The 20,691-nt window shown below is 73.7% G+C and carries 19 protein-coding genes and 1 tRNA gene; 8 read left to right on the top strand and 12 right to left on the bottom strand.

The genetic code is table 11. The features are described 5' to 3' along the window. Positions 1-173 precede the first annotated feature (173 nt). From AA0Z99_RS08630 to AA0Z99_RS08640, 3 genes are all read right to left on the bottom strand, one after another. Positions 174-1,487: a hypothetical protein gene (locus AA0Z99_RS08630; protein ID WP_413316691.1), complete on the bottom strand. Its 1,314-nt coding sequence runs from the start codon at positions 1,485-1,487 to the stop codon at positions 174-176. A 63-nt stretch (positions 1,488-1,550) separates the two neighbouring features. Beyond that, the gene (locus AA0Z99_RS08635; protein WP_413316692.1) at positions 1,551-2,210 is read right to left on the bottom strand and encodes a GNAT family N-acetyltransferase; all 660 of its coding nucleotides are present in this window, start codon (positions 2,208-2,210) and stop codon (positions 1,551-1,553) included. Between the two features lie 10 nt (positions 2,211-2,220). Beyond that, complete coding sequence (locus tag AA0Z99_RS08640; RefSeq protein WP_413316693.1) at positions 2,221-4,491, bottom strand: LLM class flavin-dependent oxidoreductase; 2,271 nt, start codon at positions 4,489-4,491, stop codon at positions 2,221-2,223. A gap of 132 nt (positions 4,492-4,623) precedes the next feature. On the opposite strand from AA0Z99_RS08640, the gene AA0Z99_RS08645 reads away from it, so the two are divergent. Genes AA0Z99_RS08645 through mscL form a run of 3 tightly spaced genes read left to right on the top strand, consistent with a single transcriptional unit; the run spans position 4,624 to position 6,078 of the window. Further along, positions 4,624-5,223 (top strand): 5-formyltetrahydrofolate cyclo-ligase, encoded by a 600-nt coding sequence (locus AA0Z99_RS08645; protein WP_413316694.1) that lies wholly within the window; start codon positions 4,624-4,626, stop codon positions 5,221-5,223. A 3-nt stretch (positions 5,224-5,226) separates the two neighbouring features. Continuing rightward, on the top strand, positions 5,227-5,559 hold the full coding sequence (locus AA0Z99_RS08650) for an FmdB family zinc ribbon protein (protein ID WP_413316695.1): 333 nt from the start codon (positions 5,227-5,229) through the stop codon (positions 5,557-5,559). A gap of 54 nt (positions 5,560-5,613) precedes the next feature. Continuing rightward, positions 5,614-6,078 (top strand): large conductance mechanosensitive channel protein MscL, encoded by a 465-nt coding sequence (gene mscL / locus AA0Z99_RS08655; RefSeq protein ID WP_413316696.1) that lies wholly within the window; start codon positions 5,614-5,616, stop codon positions 6,076-6,078. A gap of 64 nt (positions 6,079-6,142) precedes the next feature. On the opposite strand, the gene AA0Z99_RS08660 is transcribed toward mscL, so the two are convergent. The 3 genes from AA0Z99_RS08660 to AA0Z99_RS08670 form a co-directional block, all read right to left on the bottom strand. Further along, positions 6,143-6,415 (bottom strand): hypothetical protein, encoded by a 273-nt coding sequence (locus tag AA0Z99_RS08660; protein WP_413316697.1) that lies wholly within the window; start codon positions 6,413-6,415, stop codon positions 6,143-6,145. Continuing rightward, a complete protein-coding gene (locus AA0Z99_RS08665; RefSeq protein ID WP_413316698.1) occupies positions 6,412-10,134 on the bottom strand; it encodes an AAA family ATPase in 3,723 nt (1,240 codons plus the stop codon). Before AA0Z99_RS08665 ends, AA0Z99_RS08660 begins: the two co-directional genes overlap by 4 nt. A gap of 242 nt (positions 10,135-10,376) precedes the next feature. Beyond that, entirely contained in the window at positions 10,377-11,438 is a 1,062-nt protein-coding gene (locus tag AA0Z99_RS08670; RefSeq protein ID WP_413316699.1) for a lipid II:glycine glycyltransferase FemX, read from the bottom strand. 214 nt (positions 11,439-11,652) lie between these two features. Here AA0Z99_RS08670 and AA0Z99_RS08675 point away from each other — a divergent pair, with 214 nt between their 5' ends. Together AA0Z99_RS08675 and AA0Z99_RS08680 are read left to right on the top strand one after the other, a co-directional pair. Beyond that, the gene (locus AA0Z99_RS08675) at positions 11,653-12,753 is read left to right on the top strand and encodes an acyltransferase family protein (protein WP_413316700.1); all 1,101 of its coding nucleotides are present in this window, start codon (positions 11,653-11,655) and stop codon (positions 12,751-12,753) included. Positions 12,754-13,083: 330 nt separating this feature from the next. After that, entirely contained in the window at positions 13,084-13,425 is a 342-nt protein-coding gene (locus tag AA0Z99_RS08680; RefSeq protein ID WP_413316701.1) for a YciI family protein, read from the top strand. Positions 13,426-13,486: 61 nt separating this feature from the next. On the opposite strand, the gene AA0Z99_RS08685 is transcribed toward AA0Z99_RS08680, so the two are convergent. The 4 genes from AA0Z99_RS08685 to AA0Z99_RS08700 all read right to left on the bottom strand — a co-directional run bounded on the left by AA0Z99_RS08685 (position 13,487) and on the right by AA0Z99_RS08700 (position 16,208). Further along, a tRNA-Arg gene (locus tag AA0Z99_RS08685) sits at positions 13,487-13,558 on the bottom strand. Between the two features lie 110 nt (positions 13,559-13,668). Next, a complete protein-coding gene (locus AA0Z99_RS08690; protein ID WP_413316702.1) occupies positions 13,669-14,460 on the bottom strand; it encodes an NlpC/P60 family protein in 792 nt (263 codons plus the stop codon). 101 nt (positions 14,461-14,561) lie between these two features. Further along, entirely contained in the window at positions 14,562-15,362 is an 801-nt protein-coding gene (locus AA0Z99_RS08695; protein ID WP_413316703.1) for a C40 family peptidase, read from the bottom strand. A 174-nt stretch (positions 15,363-15,536) separates the two neighbouring features. Beyond that, entirely contained in the window at positions 15,537-16,208 is a 672-nt protein-coding gene (locus tag AA0Z99_RS08700) for an iron dependent repressor, metal binding and dimerization domain protein (protein ID WP_413316704.1), read from the bottom strand. A gap of 96 nt (positions 16,209-16,304) precedes the next feature. Between AA0Z99_RS08700 and serC the strand changes: the two genes are divergently transcribed. After that, positions 16,305-17,417 (top strand): phosphoserine transaminase, encoded by a 1,113-nt coding sequence (serC, locus tag AA0Z99_RS08705; RefSeq protein ID WP_413316705.1) that lies wholly within the window; start codon positions 16,305-16,307, stop codon positions 17,415-17,417. A 135-nt stretch (positions 17,418-17,552) separates the two neighbouring features. On the opposite strand, the gene AA0Z99_RS08710 is transcribed toward serC, so the two are convergent. Continuing rightward, positions 17,553-18,212, bottom strand: coding sequence for a DUF3027 domain-containing protein (locus AA0Z99_RS08710; RefSeq protein WP_413316706.1), 660 nt, complete (start codon positions 18,210-18,212; stop codon positions 17,553-17,555). Then, positions 18,196-18,570, bottom strand: a complete 375-nt coding sequence (locus AA0Z99_RS08715; protein WP_413316707.1) for a cold-shock protein — start codon at positions 18,568-18,570, stop codon at positions 18,196-18,198. Before AA0Z99_RS08715 ends, AA0Z99_RS08710 begins: the two co-directional genes overlap by 17 nt. Before the next feature lie 94 nt (positions 18,571-18,664). Here AA0Z99_RS08715 and AA0Z99_RS08720 point away from each other — a divergent pair, with 94 nt between their 5' ends. Together AA0Z99_RS08720 and AA0Z99_RS08725 are read left to right on the top strand one after the other, a co-directional pair. Beyond that, a complete protein-coding gene (locus tag AA0Z99_RS08720) occupies positions 18,665-18,979 on the top strand; it encodes a hypothetical protein (protein ID WP_413316708.1) in 315 nt (104 codons plus the stop codon). Next, positions 18,976-20,646: a helicase-associated domain-containing protein gene (locus tag AA0Z99_RS08725; RefSeq protein WP_413316709.1), complete on the top strand. Its 1,671-nt coding sequence runs from the start codon at positions 18,976-18,978 to the stop codon at positions 20,644-20,646. Before AA0Z99_RS08720 ends, AA0Z99_RS08725 begins: the two co-directional genes overlap by 4 nt. Positions 20,647-20,691: the final 45 nt, after the last annotated feature.

Below are 20,691 nucleotides of genomic sequence, written 5' to 3' on the forward strand. Positions count from 1 at the left end.
TGCTATCCGACGCGGCTGGGTTCTGCGAAATCCCCGTCCTTCGACACGCACTTCGACACGCACTTCGACACGCACTTCGACACGCTCAGCGCCTGCGGCGCGGAGCGGCTCAGGGAGCAGCAGGAGCGCCTCGCCGCTGCGCCGGTGCGCTCAGCGCGCACCGTGCGGCTGCGTCAGCCGACGCGGCGGCGGAACGCGGCGACGACGTCGACGCCGGAGAGGTCGTCGCCGACCACGCCCATGGAGGCGAACCTCGAGCGCGACGCGGGCGCAGGCGCGGCGGCGGCGGGCTGCGCCGCACCCGTCGCGAGGCGGTGCTCGTCGGGAGCGGTCTCGATCGGGTCGACCACGCGCTGCACCTCGAGGGCCTCGGCGACGGCGACGCCCCGGCTGCGCTGCACCTCTCGGATCGGGAGCGCGGGCTGGGTCTGGGCCAAGCGGCGCTCCTGATCGCTCAGTTCAGCACCCTCGTCGCCGCCGATGATGTCCTCGAAGGTCGGCTCGAGCGGCGTGACGCGGGCGAGCGGGCCCGAGATCGCGCGACGATCCTCGGCGAGCTGCCGCCTGGCGCGGGCGAGCAGGTCGTCGCTCGGGTGGCGCGCAGGCTCGTACTGCGCGGGCAGGCGCTGCTCGGGCAGCGGCCGGGGGGTCCAGGCCCGCGAGGCGACCACCTCGTCGGTGCGCTGCCCAGCGCCGCGACCGGCGCCGTGCGCGTTGCGCTGACCCGCGTCGTGCGCCGAGCGCTGCGGCGCGCTCTGCTCGGCGCGCTGCGCTGCGCGCTGCTGGGCGCGCCGCTCACGGCTCGCGCCCACGACCTCACCGGTGCGCTGCGCGCTCCGAGCCACCACCTGCTCCGCCATCCGCGCCTCGGTCGCGACCGCCTCGGCGGCGACCTCGCGGGCCTCGCCCAGGTCGCGCACGCGCGGCGCCGTCGCCGCGGCGACCCGACGCATCCGCGTCGCCGACGCGTTGACCGCCACGAGCCCGACGACGCTCAGCGCAGCCACCGCGGCGCCGAGCGCCAGCAGCACCTGCAGGCCCGGCACGAGCGCGCCGGCGACGACCGCGCCGATGCCGAGCAGCACGAGGGCGAAGCAGGCCAGGCGCGTGCGTCGCAGGCGCTGCGCCCGCGACACGCTCGACCTCACGGCCGCGCGCACCTCGCGCTCGACCGCCTTGATCTGCTCGTCGAGCTCTCGCGCGCGGGCGACGGCCTTCGCGTGCTCCATGGCCTGCTTCAGGCGCGCCTCCTTGGCGACCGCCTTCTGCTGCACCGCGATGGTGCGGGCGTCTGCCTCGATCTGCACCTCTGCCGGCGCCTCGGCCGACTCGGCCATGATGCGGAGCGTCTGCTGCAGGCGGATCGCGTTGCGCTCGGTCGCGAGGTACTCCCGCTTGCGGGTCCAGACCGGCACGAGGTACGCGATCCAGAGCACGACGGCGACGATGAGGACGAGCGACGTCCCGAGACCTGCGAACTCTGGCATGCCCTGCACGGTAGTGGCGCGTGCACCCCGATCACCGGAGGCCGCGCGGCAATTCGCGCACCCTCAGGCCGAAGTCGCTCCCCGAGGGTCGCCACCCACGTCGACCGGGTAGACCGAGCGGTCGAAGGGCGGCACGCGGCCCGCGAGGAAGCGGCCCAGCAGCGGCTCGGCGAGCTCCTCCCGCACGAGCGCGAAGCACAGGTGGTCGCGCCAGTCGCCGTCGATGTGGATGTAGCGGCGGCGGCAGCCCTCGTAGCGGAAGCCGAGCTTCTCGACCACGCGCAGGCTCGCGAGGTTCTCGGGGCGGATGCACACCTCGACGCGGTGCAGCCCCATGCCGAGCATGAGGTGGTCGGTCGCGAGCGCCACCGCGATCGGGGTCGCTCCCCTGCCGGCGAAGCGTCGCGCGATCCAGTAGCCGAGCGTCGACGACCCGAGCGCCCCGCCCGTGATCGACGCGACGTTCAACTGCCCGGCGAACTCGCCGCCGACCTCGATGGCGAAGGCGAGGCCCGTGCCGGCGCGATCGGCGTCGAGCAGCGAGCGGATCGACGAGCGCGTGTCGAAGCGCCCGCTGGGATGCGTGCCCGGCAGCGTCGCCTCCCAGCGCTCGAGCCAGGGCCGGTTGACCTGCAGCTCCGTCTCGAGCGTCTTGGCGTCGCGCAGCCTGATGCCCCGGATGCTGACGTCGCCGTGGGTGAGGCGAGGGGCGCTGTCGAACACGAGGTCGAGCCTAGACGGCCGCGGCTGCCACCTCGACGACGCCGAAGTTGTCGCGGAGGAGGTTGTCGGGGTCGACCCGCGCCTTCAGCGCCCGCAGGCGTGCGAGCGTGGCGGGCGGGAAGGCGTCGGTGAGCCGCTCCGGCCGCGGATCGGTCTCGAACGAGAGGTAGAGGCCGGAGGCGTGGGGCGCGACCAGCGCATCCCACGCGGCATCGAGGCGCGCGCGGTGCGAGCCGAGGGCGACCACCGAGAACAGCGCCTCGCGGTGCGCGAAGGCCGTCGCGTCGCTCGGGACGTCGCCGATCGCGCCGCCCATGGCGCGGATCTGGAAGAAGTGGTGCACGCCCGCGTCGAGGAAGGCCGCGAGCGCCGCCGCGACCTCCGGCGTGATCGAGCCGATGAGCGCCGAGCGCGTCGTCGGCTCGCCGTGCCCGCGGTGTGGGCCGCCTGCGGCGTTGTCGATGATGCCGGAGTAGCGCGTCTGCACCACCTGCTGCCCGACGAGCGGGCCGACCGCCGCGAAGAGCTGCAGGTGCTCGACGATCGCCTCGGCATCGGGTTCGTCCACGGCGATCATCGCCTGCGCGACGCGCGGGCGGCCGCGCTGGTCGCCGCCGAGCAGCAGGAACGGCGTCACCGCGCGGTCGCTCGCCTCGGTCGTCGCGCCCCAGCGCTGGAGGAAGTCGGCGGTGTCGCTCGCGTCGAAGGCGAGCTGCGCGAAGCCCATCGTGCCGACCTCGTGCGCGGTCAGCTCGAAGGCGACCGCGATGCCCAGGTTGGCGCCGGCGCCCCGCATGCCCCAGAAGAGCTCTGCCTCCTCGTCGCGGCTCGCCCGCACGAGCGAGCCGTCGGCGAGCACGACGTCGATCGACGCGATGTGGTCGATCGTCAGGCCGTGCTCGCGGCCGAGGAAGCCGACGCCGCCCGCGGTCGCGAGCCCGCCGACGCCGACGCCGCCGTAGTCGCCGGAGCTGATCACCCAGCCGTGCTCGTCGAGCGCCCGAGCCACCTGGCCCCACGTGGCGCCCGCTCCGACGCGCACGAGGCGCCGCGAGGCATCCACCACGTCGATGCGATCGAGCGCACCCAGGTCGATGACGATGCCGCCGTCGTTCGTGGAGCGGCCCGAGATCCCGTGGCCGGCCGAGCGGATGCTGAGCGGCACGCGGCCGCCGTCGGCCCCCGCCGCGCCCTGCGAGCGCGCGTAGGCGAGCGCGTCGGCGACCTGCGCGGGGCTCGTCGGCCGCAGCAGCAGCCCGGGGGCTCCGCCGCGCAGGTAGGTGTGCTGGCGCTCGGGGTACTCCCACGAGCCCGGCTCGACGGCGGTCGCGCGCAGGCTGTCGGGGATCGCGTCGTAGTCGAGCGCCGGAGCGCGGCGCGCGAGCGCGGCGGCAGCCAGTCGCGGGGCTGCTGGGGTGCCGCGGTCGCCGCGCGCAGCGGCGACGCCGTCCCGCACGACCGGCGCGACCTCCGCCATGAAGCGCTGCATGACGCCCGGGTCGTCGGTCGCGACGATGAACGTGCCGATGCCGTCCTCGAGGGCGAGCTCCAGCATCCGCTTCGCCCCGTCTGCGTCGGCCAGGTCGGCGCCGACGTTGAGCATGCGCCGGATCTCGTGCGGCTCGCGGTCGACCCGCGCCGCCGCCTGGTCGATCGCGTCGTTGCCGCGCGCGAGGTCGCCGGGCTGCAGGTAGCCGAGGCTCGGCAGCCAGCCGTCGCCGAGCTCGCCCGTGAGGCGCAGCATCCGCGGCTTGTAGGCGCCGACGTGGATGGGGATCGGATGCGCGGGGCGCGGCCCGCGCTTGGCGCCGGTGGCGCGGTGGTGCTGCCCGTCGACCCGCACGCCGCCGCGCTCGCTCGTGCTCCAGATGGCGCGGATGATGGTGATCGCCTCGCGCAGCGCGTCGACGCCCTGCCCGGGCGTCAGCCTCGTGCCGCCCATCGCCTCGATCGCATCCCAGAAGCCGCCGGCACCGAGGCCGAGCTCGATGCGGCCGCCGGAGAGCAGGTCGAGGCTCGCGGCCGAGCGCGCCAGCACCGCCGGCGGCCGCAGCGGCACGTTGGCGACGTTCGGCGAGAGGCGGATGCTGCTCGTCTGCGCCGCCACCCAGCTCATCAGGGTCCACGTGTCGAGGAAGGCCGGCTGATAGGGGTGGTCCTGGAAGGTGGCGAGGTCGAAGCCGACGCTCTCGGCGAGCTGCGCGAGCTGCACCGGCTGCTGCGGCTGCTGGTTCGTCGGCGTGATGAACACCCCGAACTCGATCTCGTGCCCGTAGTCCATCGCCCTGCTCCTCGCCGTGCTCCGTGCTGCGCCGTGCCGCGTCGCTCAGTGCAAGCGCGCGGGCGCGCGGAACATTCCGCCGAGCCCGCGCTCCCGGGCCGCTTCTCACCCCGAGCCGCTAGATTCCGGGCTGTGAGCGATGACGAGACGACCATCGAGGACGCCAAGCGGCAGCTGCGACGCGAGCTGCGCGGCGCCCGCGCATCGCGCGGAGCCTCCTTCGCCTCCGAGCGCGCCGCCGGCGTGGCCGCGAGCCTGCAGGAGCTCGTCATCTCGCTCGGCGCCCGCACGATCTCCGCCTACCTCTCCACCCCCGACGAGCCCGACACCCGACGGTTCCTGGCGTGGGCGGGCGAGCAGCGCATCCGCGTGCTGCTGCCCGTGATCCGCGAGGACGGTCTGCTCGACTGGGCCGAGCACGATGGCACCGAGACGGTCGAGTCGACGCTCGGCATGCCGGAGCCCACCGCCGACGCGCTGCCGCCGACGGCGCTCGACGAGGTCGACCTGATGCTGATCCCCGCCACCGCGATCGGTCGCGATGGCTCGCGGCTCGGCGGCGGCCGCGGATTCTTCGACAAGACGATCGCCGCCATGGCAGACTGTCCTGCGGTCTATGCGGTCGTGCACGACGAAGAGCTCTTCGACAGCGTGCCCCACGCCGACTACGACCAGCCCGTCGACGGCGTCGTCACGCAGTCCGGGGTCATCCGCATCATCACCAGGAGCTGATCCATGCCCGTCTATGCCTATGCCTGCACCGCGTGCGGCAACGCGTTCGACGCCCGTCAGGGCTTCGCCGAGCCGGCGCTGACCGTGTGCGAGCGCTGCGGCGGCGCCCTGCGCAAGCAGTACGGCTCGATCGGCGTCACCTTCAACGGCTCGGGCTTCTACCGCACCGACTCGCGAGCGGCAGCGGCGAAGGGAGCGGGATCCTCGTCGTCGAGCGACGCGAAGCCTGCCGCGTCGAAGCCCGCTGGCTCGGGCTCCGCTGCGGGGAGCTCCGGCGCGCCGAGCTCCTCCGGCTCAGGTTCCGGCTCCAGTTCGGGCTCCGGCTCCGGTTCCTGAACCGGCTCGCCCACGCCTCGTCCATCCACCACCACTCACGCTGAGGAGGGCCCCATGGAGGGCTTCAAGAAGTTCCTGATGCAGGGCAACGTCGTCGAGCTCGCCGTGGCCGTCGTCATCGGCACCGCGTTCACCGCGATCGTCACGGCGTTCACCACCGCGATCATCAACCCGCTGCTCGAGCTCGCGTTCGACGCGGAGGAGCTCGCAGACGCGCAGCTCGGCATCTTCCCGATCGGCGTCCTGATCGCGGCGATCATCAACTTCCTCATCATCGCGGCCGTCGTGTACTTCGTGCTCGTGCTGCCGATGGCGAAGATGAAGGAGCACCACGACCGTCGCCGCGGCATCCTGCCCGAGGAGCCGGCCGAGACCGACGTCGACATCCTCCACGACATCCGCGACCTGCTGCGCGTGCAGGCGACGCACGCCCAGGCCGGCAGCGCTCAGGCCGGCGGCGCTCAGCCGGGCGTGACGCCCGGCGGCACGGCCCCCGGCGGCACCCAGCCCACGGCCTGACGCTCCACGCGGAACGGGCGGTCCTCCGGGGCCGCCCGTTCGGCGTTCGCGAGCGCGCGGCGCGTCAACCCCAGTGCGGGGGCACGTCGGCCCGCAGCCGCGCGTCGTTCTCGCTCGACTGCTGCCGCTCCTGCGACGGCTCGCCCGTGTACCCGGGCGGCGGCTCGGTCGAGACGCGTCGGCCCCGCCTGCGGATCACGAGCGGCGGATGCGCGACGTCGTCCGCAGCCGCGTCGCCCGCAACGGCGTCGCCCGCACCGGCGTCCGTCGACGCGGCCCGCGTCGCGTCAGCCGCGTCCTCCGGCTGCCCTGCGCCGGCCGGGCCCTGCCCGCTCACGGCGTCGACGCATCCGCCCCGACGAGCTCGGCGATGCGGTCGGCGACGCCCTCGGGGTCCGTGAACAGCTCGAACGCGTGCACGCGCATCGTGTGCCAGCCGAAGCGGCGCAGCACCTCGGGTCGCAGGCGCAGCGCCTCGCGCAGCGTGCGGTCGCCGTCGTCGTGGTCGGCCTCGATCGCAGCGCAGACGCCGCCGTTCGCCACCACGAGCGGCAGCTGGCCGTCGTAGGAGACATCGGCGCGCAACCCGCGGCGACGCAGGCGCGTCGCGAGGTCGATCATGAGCGGATCACCGCCGTGATACGTGTGCGGGTGGGCGCCCGCGGCAGCGTCGAGCAGGATCTCGCGCAGCTGCGCAGCCCCGTGCTCGAGCCTCTCGGGATCCAGAGCGGCAGCGTCGAACGCGGTCACGATCTGCAGCGCCTTGCGGGCGCGCGTCATCGCCACCGCGAGCATCCGCTCCCCGCCGGGCTCGCCCAGCGAGCCGAAGTCGACGTTCTTGCCGTGCTTCGTGTGGCCGTAGCCGACGGAGAAGATCACGCGGTCGCGGCTCAGCGCGCTCGCGTGCGTGACGTCCACGATCACGAAGGGCTCCTCGCGGTCGGCGACCACGAAGTCGGTGAGCGCGCTGTTCGTCGCGAGCGCAGCCATCACGGCCTGCTGCAGCCGCACCTCGTGCTTCTCGTTGGCGGTGACGACCATCAGCGAGTCGTGCGGCCGCTGCCGCGCGTGCTGCGTGACGAGCTGCACCACGCGGTCGACCTCTGCATCCGGGCTCTCGACCGTCGCCGCGCCCTGCTCGGGGAGCCCGTAGGCGCCCTGCACGACCTGCGCGGTGAGCGAGGCGTGGCCGAGGTAGGCGCCGGCCCACGGCAGCGCCTCGATGCGGCCGTCGTAGAAGCGCTCGTTGACCGCGGTGACGAGATCGGCGCCACCGGTGCGGTAGGAGCGGCTGAGGCGCAGCGTCGGCAGCACGCCCGCGAGTCGCGAGAGCGCGGATTCCGCGTGCAGCTCGTCCGGCGTCGCGAGCTCCTCGCTGGGCCGCACGCCGAGGGTCGAGATGCCGACGTCGAAGGGCGACGGCGTCTGCGTCACCGAGTCGCCGACCGCGATGACCTGGCGGGCGCGGCTGATCGCGCCGGCGGCCTCCGCCATCGTGATGGCGCCCGCGTCGGCGATGATCACGGTGTCGAACGGGATACGCTTCGGCACCCGATGCAGGTCGTAGGGCGAGGAGAGCCACACGGGGGCGACGGAGCGGGTCAGGTGCGGAGCGACGCGCTGCAGCTCGTCGGCGTCGACCGGGCCCGCCTTGATGAGCTGCTTCAGCGCATCCGCCTCGTTCGCGTGGTCGTCGATCGCGAGTCGCCACTGCTGCGCGATCTGGTGCGCGAGCCGCGCGCTGGAGGCGTCGACGTGCGCCTCGTCGACGAGCGCGAAGTCCTGCTCGAGGCGGCGCAGCACGTCCGTGTTGCCGCGCAGCAGCGCGCGCTCCTTGGCGAGCATCGTCTGCAGGGCCGACTGCCACCAGGCGAGGTCCAGCTCGTGCTCGACCTGGTCGTCGGCGACGTGCCGGTCGGCGAGGTCGGTCAGCAGCGCATCGAGCCCGAGGCGCTCGATCGATGCCATCAGCTCGGCGCGCTCCTGGATGTTCTGGAGTGCGTCGCTCGGCGCCGCGAGCTCGGCGATGCGCTCGGTGAGGTCGGCGAGCGGCAGGTCGACGCTCTTCGTCGAGGGGCTGAGCGCCGCGTCGAGCCTCGTGAGCCGCGCGGTCACGTCGCGCAGGCGCGTGTCGAGCGCCGCGAGGCCGGCCGGCACGGTGGGGATGGAGCCGTCGGGCGCGAACTTCGCCCACAGGCGGCGCTGCTGCTGCGCGGCGATGAGCACGTCGTGGAGGTCCGGCACGTGCGCACCCGGCCGCACGTACTCCTCGGCGAGCTTGCGCAGTCGCCGGCGCTGCATGCCGCCGAGCGACTGCAGCGCCTCGCGGCGCGGACCGGTCGCGGTGATGAGCTCCCCGAGCGGGCGGTCGTAGATCGAGGGCGTCATGACGTCGAGCGTCGCCCGCACGTCGGTGAGCAGCGCCACCTGGATCTCGAGCTCGGAGAGCGTCGCCGCCGGCCGCAGCTTGGTGTCGCCGATCACCTTCTTGGCATCGGCCTGCAGCGCGTGCAGGTCGGTCGCCGCGAGCGCCTTCGCATCCTCGAACGCGGCGGATGCGTCGCCGCTGGTGGCGAACGCCGCGCCGTACCAGGGGGTGTCGCCCGGCCCGTACTTGAACTGGCCGAGCGCCGCGGCCTTGCGCATCGTCGCGGCCACGCGAGGGCGGTCGGTCGCGAGCCTGCGCGTGGCGTCGTCGCTGAGGCGGGCGCGGGTCGAGGGCGCGACCGGCAGCATCGCCAGGCGCGAGAGCTCCTTGAGCGCGTCGAGCACGCTCACCTGCAGCTCGGGGTCGACGCGGCGGAGCGCTGCGCGGTAGTCGAGCAGCACCTTGCGCAGGCGCAGCATCGCTTCGTCGATCTCCGTCGTCTCGGGGCGCTTCGAGCCCTCGATGCGGCGGATGGCGGCGATGAGGTCGCGGCGCAGCGTCGCCTCCGAGACGGCGAGCGACTGCAGCTTGGTGGCGGCGAAGCGATCGGCGATGTCGCGCAGCGCCGCGCGGCGGGGGCTGACGACGAGCACGCGGCGGTCGTCGCTGACGAGCGCGCCCACGAGGTTGACGATCGTCTGCGTCAGGCCGGTGCCCGGCAGCGCCTCGACCACGACCGAGTTGCCGGCGGCCGCCTCGGCGATCACCGCATCCTGCTCGGCGTCGGCGTCGAGCACCAGGCGGTCGATCTCGGGGTCGCGCTTGTCCTGCGGGGTCTCGTCGACGCCCGAGCGGCCCTCGCGCAGGCGCCACGCTGCCTGCTCGTCGCCGCGCACGGCGTCGAGCACGTCGTGCTCCTGCTGCTGCAGGTCGGCCGCCATCGGCTCGCCGACGTCGGCGAAGGTGGAGGCGAGCAGCCGTGCCTCCACGCTGAAGCCGGGCACGTGCGCAGCGGCCTGCCGCAGCGCATCCAGCACCGCGTTGGGCGTGAAGGTGCCCTCGCCGGAGCCCAGCTGCACGAGCTGGCGCTCGTCGAGGCGCACGCCGTGGTTGGCGCGCAGGATGCTCGCCAGGCGCGGGTTGACGAACGGGCGGCCGAGCAGCTGCAGCTCGAAGTCGCGGCCGCGGCGCCGCACCACGAGCGGCCGCAGCAGCACGGGCCCGTAGACCTCGCCGTCGCCGTGCGGGAACCGCGCCATGCCGATGCCGAGGTGCACGGCGTCGATCGAGCGGGCTGCAGCGAGCTCGATGCCCTTCGAGGCGATCGCGGCCGCGGCCGAGCGCGCGGCGCGCAGGGCCAGGTCGTCGCGGATCAGGCTCGAGAGCGCCGTCGGCCGGCCGGTGATGAACTGGGCGAGGCCGCCCGGGTGCGTCGTCGACAGCTCGATGCGGGTCGCGGTGGTGTCGATGAAGTCGGTGAGCGGGCTGCGGCCGCCGACGCGTCGGAGTGCCTCTGCCCACGCCTCCCACTCGCCCTCGCGCTTGGCGCGACGGGCCTCGGGCACGGGCACCGAGGGGTTGCCGGTCAGCGCGCGGGGGCTCTGCGGCGCGCCCGCGACGTCGTCGACCGCGTCGGCATCCTCGTCGACGGAGCCGTCTCCCTGGATCTCGGTCTCGTCATCACGCACACCGCGAGGATAGTCACCGCACGGCGGCCCGGCCTCGTGACACCACGGGAACCCGCAGAATCTCGCGGATCTGGATCGGCGAGGCCGCCCGTCCCTCCTCGCTTGCACCGCCCGCGGTCAGCGTTCGCCGCCCGCGCGCACGCCCGAAACATCTCGCCCTGAGCGCGCTCCGGCGTGGACTATCCACTCGGCACGGCGCTCACGCGGAGATCCTCCAGGCCGAGCGCGCCCCGACCCGCGACTCAGAACCAGGCGTCGCGCGTGCGGCGCGTGTAGACCGCGCGCAGCCAGCGGCCCGCCTTCTGCCACAGGGCGTAGCGACCCGTCAGCGGCAGCTCGAAGGTCGGCATGTAGGTGACCGGCTCCGGCGCCCACGCGGTCTTGAACGTGTAGAGGCCGCGGATGTCGCTCGTCTCCCACTCGGCCGGGTCGGGGATGTTCGCGAGCTCGTAGAGCGTGACGCCCTGCGCATGCAGGTCCTGCATGATCTTCCACTGCATGAGATAGGGCGCGAAGATCTTCGCGTTCTCGCGGATCGAGCCCGCGTCCTTGTACCAGGCCGTGTCCCCGAAGCGCATCACGAACGCCATCGACTGCACCTCGCCCTCGTAGTGCGCGACGTAGAAGTGGCCCTGGCCGACGGTCTTGTACACGTCCCAGATGCGCTGGAAGTACTCCGGGTGCCGGAAGTAGCCGCCGGAGCGCACCTTCGTCTCGCCGATCAGCCGGTGCATCTCCGCTTCGTTCTCCGGCGTCATCTCGACCTTCGAGACGGTGACGCCGAACTTGTTCTCAGCCGCGCGGTACGAGTTGCGGGCGCGCTTCTTGAAGCGCGCGGCGACCTCGTCGAGCGTGCCCGTCAGGTCGACGGCGACCGCGTGCTGGTACTGGCTCGAGGCGGCCCGCACCCAGCCGTTGCGCTCGAAGGCGGCGATCAGCTCGGGGTCCTCGGCCTGGAAGGTCTCCATCTTGAGGCCGAACCAGCGCTTCGGGTAGGCCTTCGCGTGCGCGGTGATCGCGTCGATCGCCGAGGGGTCGATGCCCGAGACCCTCGGCAGGAACAGGATGCGGCCGGCCAGCGGCGCCGTGCGCTCGAAGAGCTGGATCGGCAGCTCGCGCACGCCCCCGCCGGTGGTGGGCACGGTGACGGTGTCGCGCAGCGCCTTCCACGGACTCGCCTCACGGGTCCTGGCCCATGCATCCGACTGCATGTAGTGCGCGCGCGACTGCCCCTCGAGCACCCGCGCATCCCAGGCGGCTCCGTCGGTCGCCTTGGCGGGCTTGGGCTCACGGGAGGTGCTCATGCGCTCGCTCTCTCATCATGGCGACGCTCGTGCGGTGGCGAGCGTCGGGGGCGGATGCGGTGGCTCGCGCACCAGGGCGCGGCACCGACCTCGATGGTACCGGCGCGCACGGCCAGGCGGCCCTGCGCCGCACGGTCGCGCGTGCGCCGGAACCCGACGCGAGCTCGGGGATCCCGTTTCCGAACGCTGTCCGGATAGGCGTAGGTTGACTCCGATGAGCCTCCCCGCGCCGACGATAGCCGAGCGCTTCGCGCCGCGCGCGAACGCGCTCAACGCCGTGCGCCTGGGGCTCGCGCTGCTCGTCATCGTGTGGCACGCGTTCCCGCTCTCGGGCGAGGACGTCGCGTGGGCGCCCGGGCGGCAGCTGCTGGGCCAGATCGCGGTCGACGGCTTCTTCGCGATCAGCGGCTTCCTGATCCTCGGCAGCTGGGTGCGCGACCCGCGCTGGCACGCCTTCCTCGCCGCGCGAGCGCTGCGCATCTTCCCGGCGTTCTGGGTGTGCCTCCTCGTCACCGCGCTCGTGGTCGCGCCGGTCGCCACGATGCTCGTGACCGGCGCCGGCTACGCCAGCGCGCTCTCGGGCGAGAGCATCGGCTACGTGCTGCGCAACGCGGGCCTGCGCATCTTCCAGGACGACATCGCCGGCACACCGCTGGGGGTGCCCTTCGCCGGCGTCTGGAACGGCTCGCTCTGGACGCTGTGGTGGGAGTTCCTCTGCTACCTCGGCGTGCTGGGCCTCGGCCTCACGCGCCTGCTGCGCGTGCGCTGGCTGCTGCTCGCCGTCTTCGCCGCATGCCTCGTCGCCGTCGTCGCCACCAGCTACGGCCCCGTCGAGAACTGGTACGTCGTGACCGGCGCCCGCTTCGGCATCATGTTCACCGCCGGGGCGCTGCTGCACCGCTACGCGCATCGCATCCCGCTCACCTGGCCGCTGGTCGCGCTCGCCGGCGCCGCCACCGTCGCGACGATGTGGCTGCCCGACTACCGCGTGCTCGGCGCCCTGCCGCTCGCCTACGCCGTGTTCGGCCTCGGCGCGCTGCTCACGCACCCGCGGCTGCGCCTGCGCGACGACCTCTCCTACGGCACCTACATCTACGCCTTCCCGGTGCAGCAGCTGCTGGCCTCCGCGGGCGCGATCGCCTGGGGGATCCCCGCGTACATCGCGGCGAGCATCGCTGGCACCCTCGTGCTCGCGGCTGCGAGCTGGTTCTTCGTCGAGCGCCGAGCGCTGCGGCTCAAGCCCCGGCGGCCGGGCCCGACTCCCGCACCAGCCGGAGCCCCTGACGGCACAGCAGCCGCAGCGGTCGGGCCCTGAGCCCCCCGAACCCGCGCAGCCCGACCTCGCTGTCGCACGGCTCGACCGCTTCGATGGCGTGCTCGACCCCGTCGACGACCAGCATGCATCCGCCGGCCGCGACGATGCTGCGCGCGCCGCATCCGGCCCTCAGGCCCTTCGCTCCGCACCGGCGCGAGGCCTCGTCGCTCGAAGCGCGACCTCTCCCGCCATCTCCGACCTGGTGCACCGGGTCGACCGTGGCGCAGCAGGTCGCACATCGGTGCGATTGTTGTGCCAGGCCGGTGGCGACGCCGCGAGCTCGAGCACATCGAGCACCGAGCGGATGCGCCCCACGAGGAGGAGAGCACGATGACGAAGTACCTGATCACGTTCCCGCCGAACGCCATGCGGTTCCCGCAGGAGGAGCTGCCCGCGGTCGCAGACGCCTCGCACGCGGTGATCCGCGAGCTGAAGGCGGCGGGCGCCTACGTCTTCGGCGGCGGCATCGACGAGGGCGTGCCGCCGGTGCGCGTCGCCGGCGACGGCACCGTGACGGAGGGCGGCTACCCCGAGACCGCGAGCCTCGCGGGCGGCTTCCTCGTGATCGAGGCGGCGACCCGCGAAGACGCGGAGTCCTGGGCGGCCAAGGTGGCCGAGTCGTGCCGCTGCGCGCAGCAGGTGCAGGAGTTCATGTTCGACCCGGAGTGGTGACCCGGAGCGGCGCACTGGAGCGCGGTGCAATCGGGCGGGCGGCGACGGAGCGACGCTTCGGTGCCCCTGGAGGGACTCGAACCCCCAACCAGCTCCTTAGGACGGAGATGCTCTTCCATTGAGCTACAGAGGCCAGGCCGGCCGCGGCCGGACTCGACGAGTCTACCGTCCGCCGCACGACGAAGCGCCCGCCCTCGCCAGGAGGACGGGCGCTTCGCGTCGATCGAGCCGCGAGGGCTCAGATCACGTGATGTCGATGAAGACCGGAGCCGAGCCGCCGATGTTGACGCCCGCGACCACGGTGTTGTAGCCCGACCAGCCACCGTGCACCGCACGGCCGCCGCCGATGTAGATCGCGACGTGGGCGCTGCCGGTGCCGCCGTTGGCGTAGTAGATGATGTCGCCGGGCGAGGCCTGGCCCATCGAGATGGTCGGGCCCAGGTTGAAGAGGTTGCCCATGCCCGAATAGCCGAGGCCGACCGCGGCGATCGAGCGGCGCACGAGCGCCGTGCAGTCCTGCGCGACGCCGATCTGCGCGAGCGCGGCGTTGGCGACAGCGCTACCCGAGACGCCAGCCGAGCCGGCCGACGACGAGGATGCTGCCGACGAGGATGCTGCCGACGACGAGGACGAGGACGAGGACGAGGACGAGGAGCTGCTGCTGGCTGCTGCAGCGGCCTCAGCCTCTGCCTGCTGCTCCGCGCGCTCCTCAGCAGCGGCGGCCTCGAGCTCGGCGAGGATCTGCTCGAGCTCCTCGGGCGTCGTGGCCTGCACGTCGAGGCGGTCGGCGCTCAGGCCGCTCTCGCCCGCGGTGACCACGCCGGACACCTGCTGCGCGTCGCGAGCCACCAGCGCGGAGAGCGACTCCTGCGAGTCGGCGCCCGACGAGTTGGCGAAGGCGGGCAGTGCCAGCGGGGTCGCGAGTGCCGCGGCGACGGCGATCACGCCGACCCGACGGGCGTTGCGCACGACGGAGGCGCGGGTGAAGCGCTTCGCGCCGGGCTCGTTGCCGGTCATCTCGGGGGAAGTCGTCACAGGTAGATGCTCCAAAGCTTGTGTTGCGTCGATGTGTCGCCGGGGCGGCACATCGGGCTACGTTATCAAATCGTTATCGGTTTGTCACCAAGTTCAGAGGATCAGCCGAAGCGGCGGACCTCAGGAGTGCCGAACGCGGCGACCATCGCCGAGTAGCCCGAGTACTTGACGGGCTTGCCGCTGGTGGCGGCGTGGATGATCTGCCCGTTGCCGGCGTAGACGGCCACGTGGCCGCTCCACACCAGCAGGTCGCCCGCAGCGACCTGCGAGGCGGGCACGGGCGTGCCGTAGCCGGCCTGCGCGCCGGAGGAGTGCGGGAGGTAGTGGCCGGCCTGGCCGTAGACCCAGGCGGTGAAGCCCGAGCAGTCGAAGCCGGTCGAGGGGCTCGAGCCTCCCCAGACGTAGGGAGCGCCGAGCTGCGACTGCGCGATGCCGACGATGCCGCTGTTCGCGGGGATGGCGACCGCCGCGGCCGCCGGTGCGGCGCTCGTGCCGGCGGAGGCGGTCGAACCGGCCGCGTTCGCCTCCGCGTTCGCCGCTGCGGCCTCGCGGGCCTCGGCGAGCTCGGCCTGGCGGGCCTCCTCGGCCTCGGCGGCGGCAGCGCGCAGCTCCTCGAGCTCGGTCACCGTGGTGCCGGAGATGCCGTCGCGGGCGATGGCCTCGATCCGCGCGTCGCTCGCGACGCGGACGGTCTGCGAGTTCTCGGCGACGATGCTCGCGAGCTCGTCCTGCGAGAACTCCGGGCCCTGCTGCGTGAACGCGGCGGCGGGCAGCGAGAGCGCGCCGACCAGCGCTGCTGCGATGCTGACGACGCCGACGCTCTTGGCGCCTCGACGCAGGGACGCGGTCGCGGTGCGAGCAGGGCTCGGCGAGACGGCGACGGCCGTGGTGTGGTGCTTCATGAAGTCGGTGTTCCCCCAGGACTTTCCTTCAGGCCCCCGCACCGCGATGTGCAGGGCTGACCTCGTGACAGTACCCGACCGTTACCATTCCGTCACAATCGGAACGCAGGATACCGGCGAGCCTGCACGCCGCCTGGACGCGACCTGGATGCGGCGCACCGGGGACCAAGCGGCTCAGGCGTCGAGGTAGACGTGCTGCGCGAGCTCGGCCGGCAGCTCGATCGCCGCGCCGCCGACCACCGACAGCCGGATGCGCGGCCCGGCATCGCTGACCTCCACCACCGCGCCCGGCAGCACCCCGGCGTCGCGCAGCTCCTCGAGCCCCTCCACGTCGCCCTGGATCGGCTCCCCGAGCCGGCGGACGACGCGCGTGCCCCGCGCATCCGTCGCCGCCACGACGCCGTGCAGGAAGGGCTCCGCGGGATCCAGGCCGAGCTCGCCGAGGCCGGGGATGGGCGTGCCGTAGGGCGACTCGGTCGGGTTGCCGAGCAGGGCGAGCAGCCGACGCTCGACCTGCTCGCTCATGACGTGCTCCCAGCGGCAGGCCTCGTCGTGCGCGAGGCTCCAGTCGAGGCCGATCACGTCGGTGAGCAGCCGCTCGGCGAGGCGGTGCTTGCGCAGCACCCGCGTCGCGAGGATCCGGCCCTCCTCCGTCAGGTCGAGGTGGCGGTCGGGCGCGACCACGACGAGGCCGTCGCGCTCCATCCGCGCGACCGTCTGCGACACCGTCGGACCGGAGTGGTGCAGGCGCTCCGAGATGCGAGCGCGCAACGGCGTGATGCCCTCCTCCTCGAGGTCGAGGATCGTGCGGAGGTACATCTCGGTCGTGTCGACGAGGTCGGTCATCCGCACCCCCTTCTGCTGCGCGCACCGGCATGAGCCGTCCGGGCACCCACCCGATCGTGGCTCCACCTTATGGGGCGGCGCTCGTAGGATCGTGCTGTGAGCGACATCGTGATCCCCAGCGACCTCCTGCCCGCCGACGGACGCTTCGGGTGCGGCCCGTCGAAGGTCAGGCCGGAGCAGGTGGAGCGGCTGCGGTCGAGCCTCGATCTGCTCGGCACCAGCCACCGCCAGGCGCCGGTGCGGTCGCTCGTGGGCTCGGTGCGGGAGGGGCTCGCGGCGCTGTTCTCGCTGCCGGAGGGCTATGAGGTGCTGCTCGGCAACGGCGGCTCGACCGCCTTCTGGGATGCCGCGGCCTTCGGCCTCATCGAGCGCCGCTCGCACCACCTGACGTTCGGCGAGTTCGGCGCGAAGTTCGGCAAGGCCGCCGCGGCACCGTGGCTCGACGCGCCCAGCATCGCCACCGCGGCGCCCGGGTCACGCGCCGCGCTCGAGCCGGCCGAGGGCGTCGACGTCATCGCCTACCCGCACAACGAGACCTCCACCGGCGTCTTCCACCCGGTGGTGCGCGGCACCGCACCCGGATCGGATGCGCTGACGGTCGTCGACGCGACGAGCGCGGCCGGCGGACTCGCGGTCGACGTCGCCGAGACCGACGTCTACTACTTCGCGCCGCAGAAGAACTTCGCCGCGGACGGCGGCCTGTGGCTCGCGCTCGCCTCGCCGGCCGCGATCGAGCGCATCGAGCGCATCGCGGCCTCCGACCGCTACATCCCCGACTTCCTGTCGCTGCAGCAGGCGGTGACGAACTCGCGCCTCGACCAGACGCTCAACACCCCCGCCCTCGCGACCCTGCTGCTGCTCGACGAGCAGATCCAGTGGATGCTCGGCGGCGGCGGGCTGGATGCCATGGCGGCGCGCACGGCGGAGTCCTCGGCCACGCTCTACGCGTGGGCCGAGGGGCGCCCGGAGGCGACCCCCTTCGTGACCGACCCCGAGCACCGCTCGAACGTGGTCGTGACGATCGACTTCGACGACACGGTCGATGCGGCGGCGCTCGCGAAGACCCTGCGCGCGAACGGCGTCGTCGACACCGAGCCCTACCGCAAGCTCGGCCGCAACCAGCTGCGCGTGGCGACCTTCGCCGCGATCGAGCCCAGCGACGTCGTGCAGCTCACGCGCTGCCTCGACCACCTGCTCGACGCGCGCTGAGCCGGCACGCGCGCTGCGCTCGCCCGCTGCGCACGCGCGGGCGACCGCCGTCGACCGCGCAGCGTCGGCCGGGCAGCTGCGCAGCCGACGGGTATCGCGCGAGGCGAGGCCGACTGACGGGTCGAGCCGCGGAGGTCAGTCGCGGTCGGGGCCGTCGTCCTCGTCGTCCTGGTCGTCGTCGTCCTCGGCGACCGCGTCCTCGACGTCGAAGTCGTCGTCGAAGTCGTCGTCGAGGTCGGCCTCGAGGTCGGAGTCGAGCTCCTCGTCGTCGAGCTCCTCGTCGACGAGGCCGGCCTCCTTCGCCGCGAGGTAGTCCGCGAGCCGCTCAGACCACGGCACCCACGCGGGCGCCAGCAGCGAGGTCTCCCCCGGCAGCAGCGCCACCTCGAGCACGGTCGGGCCGCCCTCGAGCCCGCGTGAGAGCAGCACGGTCCAGGACCAGTCGGGGTAGCCGGCGAGGGTCGAGGCGTGGCGGATCGCCACCACCTGCGCCTGGCCGTGCGCGCCGCCCTCGGCCAGCGCGTCCTGCACCTCGCCGACCGCGCCCGACGGCGCGATCTCGTCGAGGGCCGCCAGCGCGAGCTCGAGCTCCTGCATGGTGGGGGTGGTCGGCACGGGGGTGACGGCGGTCGCCGAGGGGGTGGTGGCGAGGGCGCCGGAGGCGGTCCCATCGGAGCCGGAGTCGACGGGCGCCGAGGCGGTGGACGTCGCCGCGGCCGACGCGGGCTCGGGCAGCTCTCCCTCGCCCTGCTCGGGCTCGGGGATCTCGTGCTGGGCGTCAGGCGTCGAGGTCATCGGCGACCCTCCGCAGCATCTGCGCGACCGTCGAGCCGTGCGCAGCGCTCGGGTAGCGGCCGCGTCGCAGGTCGTTGCCGATCGTGTCGAGCAGGCGGACGAGGTCCTCGACGATGATCGCCATGTCCTCCGTGTCGCGCCGCGCCGCCTTGACCGCGGTCGGGCCGACGATGCGCACCGACAGCGCCTGCGGCCCGCGCCGCCCCTCGGCGACGCCGTAGTCGACCTTCGCGCCGGGCTTGATCACGACGCCCTCCGGCACCGCGGAGGCGTGGAGGAACACCTCACCACCGTCATCGCCCGCGATGAACCCGAAGCCCTTGGCCTCGTCGAAGAACTTCACCCTGCCCGTCGGCATGGCACCCTCCTGCTGCAGATCACGCGCGGCGACCTGCCGCTCGCCCCAGGGTAGTGGGCACCGGCTGAGGCGTTCGCCGCGATATCCTGGCCGGATGCCGAAGGCCAGCAGCAACCCGACGCAGCGCCCCAAGAAGCGCGCGACGCGACCAGCGCCCGAGCCGCGCTCGAAGCGCGACGCGTTCGAGCGCATCCTCGCCGTGCTGGTCGTCGTCTTCGCCAGCATCGCCGTGCTGGGCTTCGCGGGCTCGCTGCTCCACATCGCCTTCCAGCAGACCAACGCGTTCTTCGCCGGCGTCGTCTGGCAGTACGCCTTCTGGCTGCCGCTCATCGCGCTGCCGCTCATGATCGTGTGCGTCGTGGTGCTGGTGCTCTCGAGCGTCCGCGGCAAGTCGCGCGACCGCCGATGAACGTCGTCGAGCTCGCCGCGCGCATCCAGGCGATGCCGGACGACGCGCTCGACACGCTCGTCGTCGAGCGGCAGGTGCCGCCGCAGCTCGCATCGACCTTCGACCTGGCCGAGCACCTGCTGACGGACGGCTCGATCGCGCAGGCGCTGCGGTGGCGGTCGGCGGCAGAGCTCGCCGCGCTGCGCGACGGCGGCTCGACGCCGAGGCTCGAGGCGCTGCTGCTCGCGGTCGACGGCGCGGCGCTGGCGCCGGTGCGCGCGCTCGCGGCGAGCTCGCTGGCCGACTCCCCGGCGGCGAGCGCCGCGGTCGAGCGCGCGGGGGGCGTCGAGGAGGCTGTCGAGAGCAGCACCGCGCCGCAGGCCGCGATCGACGAGACGATCAAGGTCGCAGAGCTCGTGCACCGCATCGCCGACGCCCCGATCCTGCTCCGCAGCCGCGCACAGCTGCCCGCCGCCACCGGGCGAGAGCTCGCCGCCGCGGTCGACGCCGATCCCGGGCAGCTCGACGAGCGCCTCGAGCCGGCCCTGCTCGCGGGGCTCATCGACCGGCGCGACGGTCGCCTGCGCGCGACCGTCGACGCGGACGCGTGGCTCGCCGCTCCCGTGCCCGAGCGCTGGCTCGCGATCGCCCGCGCATGGCTCGCGGCGACCCCGGACGCCGCGGCGCTCGGCGGAGATCCGCGTGCGCGCTTCCCGCTCGCCGACGACGCCGTGCTCGCCGTGCGCGAGCGCCAGCAGCGCGAGGCCGAGCGCCTGGGGCTCACCGATCGCGGCGCTCGCACCGCGCTCGCGGTCGACCTGAGCGACCGGCCGGAGGCTGCGCTCGCGGCGCTCGCCGCGCACGTGCCGCCGGCCACCGCATCCGTCTACCTGCAGCCCGATCTCTCGGCCGTCGCTCCCGGCCCGCTCGAGGCGGCCGTCGAGGGTCGGCTGCGGCGCATCGCCCGCATCGAGCGCGCCGGCATCGCCTCGCACTGGCGCATCTCGGCGCAGTCGGTGGCCGCGGGGCTCGCCGCCGGCGACGACGCGGACGACGTGCTGCGGTTCCTGGGCGAGGTCTCGCTGACGGGTCTGCCGCAGCCGGTCGCCTACCTGGTGCGCACCACGGCAGCGCGGTTCGGGTCGCTGCGCGTGCGGCCGGTGGACCCGGTGGCCGAGGGCGGAGCCCGATCCCAGGCGCGCAGCGACGACGAGCAGCTGATCCGCACCATCGCGGTCGACCGCGCGCTGGTCAGCGCCGGACCGGTGCAGACCGGCCCGCACCGCGTCACCTTCCGCACGAGCGCCGAGGAGGCGCTGGCCGCGCTGCTGGAGGAGCGCTACCCCGCCGTGCTCGAGGATGCCGCGGGCGAGCTGGTGCGGCGGGTCCCCGACCGAGCGCCGCGACCCGTGCGCGAGCGGCATCGCCTGGTGGCACGGCTGCGCGATGCCGGCTTCGAGGTCGGCGAGCAGGAGCGCGCGTGGTTGGAGCGCCAGTTGCAGGGGGCGATCCGCGACCGCGTGCCCGTGCGGCTGACGGTCACGACGGCGGCCGATCCGGTCGACATCGAGCTGGTGCCGCTGGCGGTGGCGAACGGCCGGCTGCGCGCCCGCGACGCGAACCGCGACGTCGAGCGCACGCTGCCGCTCAGCGCCATCACGAAGGTCGCGGGGCTCGGCGCTGTCTGACGGCCGCACTGCCGCGCCGCCTCGGCCCGGCCCACTAGGCTGGAA

It is taken from the genome of Agrococcus phoenicis (assembly GCF_047302415.1).
Classification (GTDB): Bacteria; Actinomycetota; Actinomycetes; order Actinomycetales; family Microbacteriaceae; genus Agrococcus.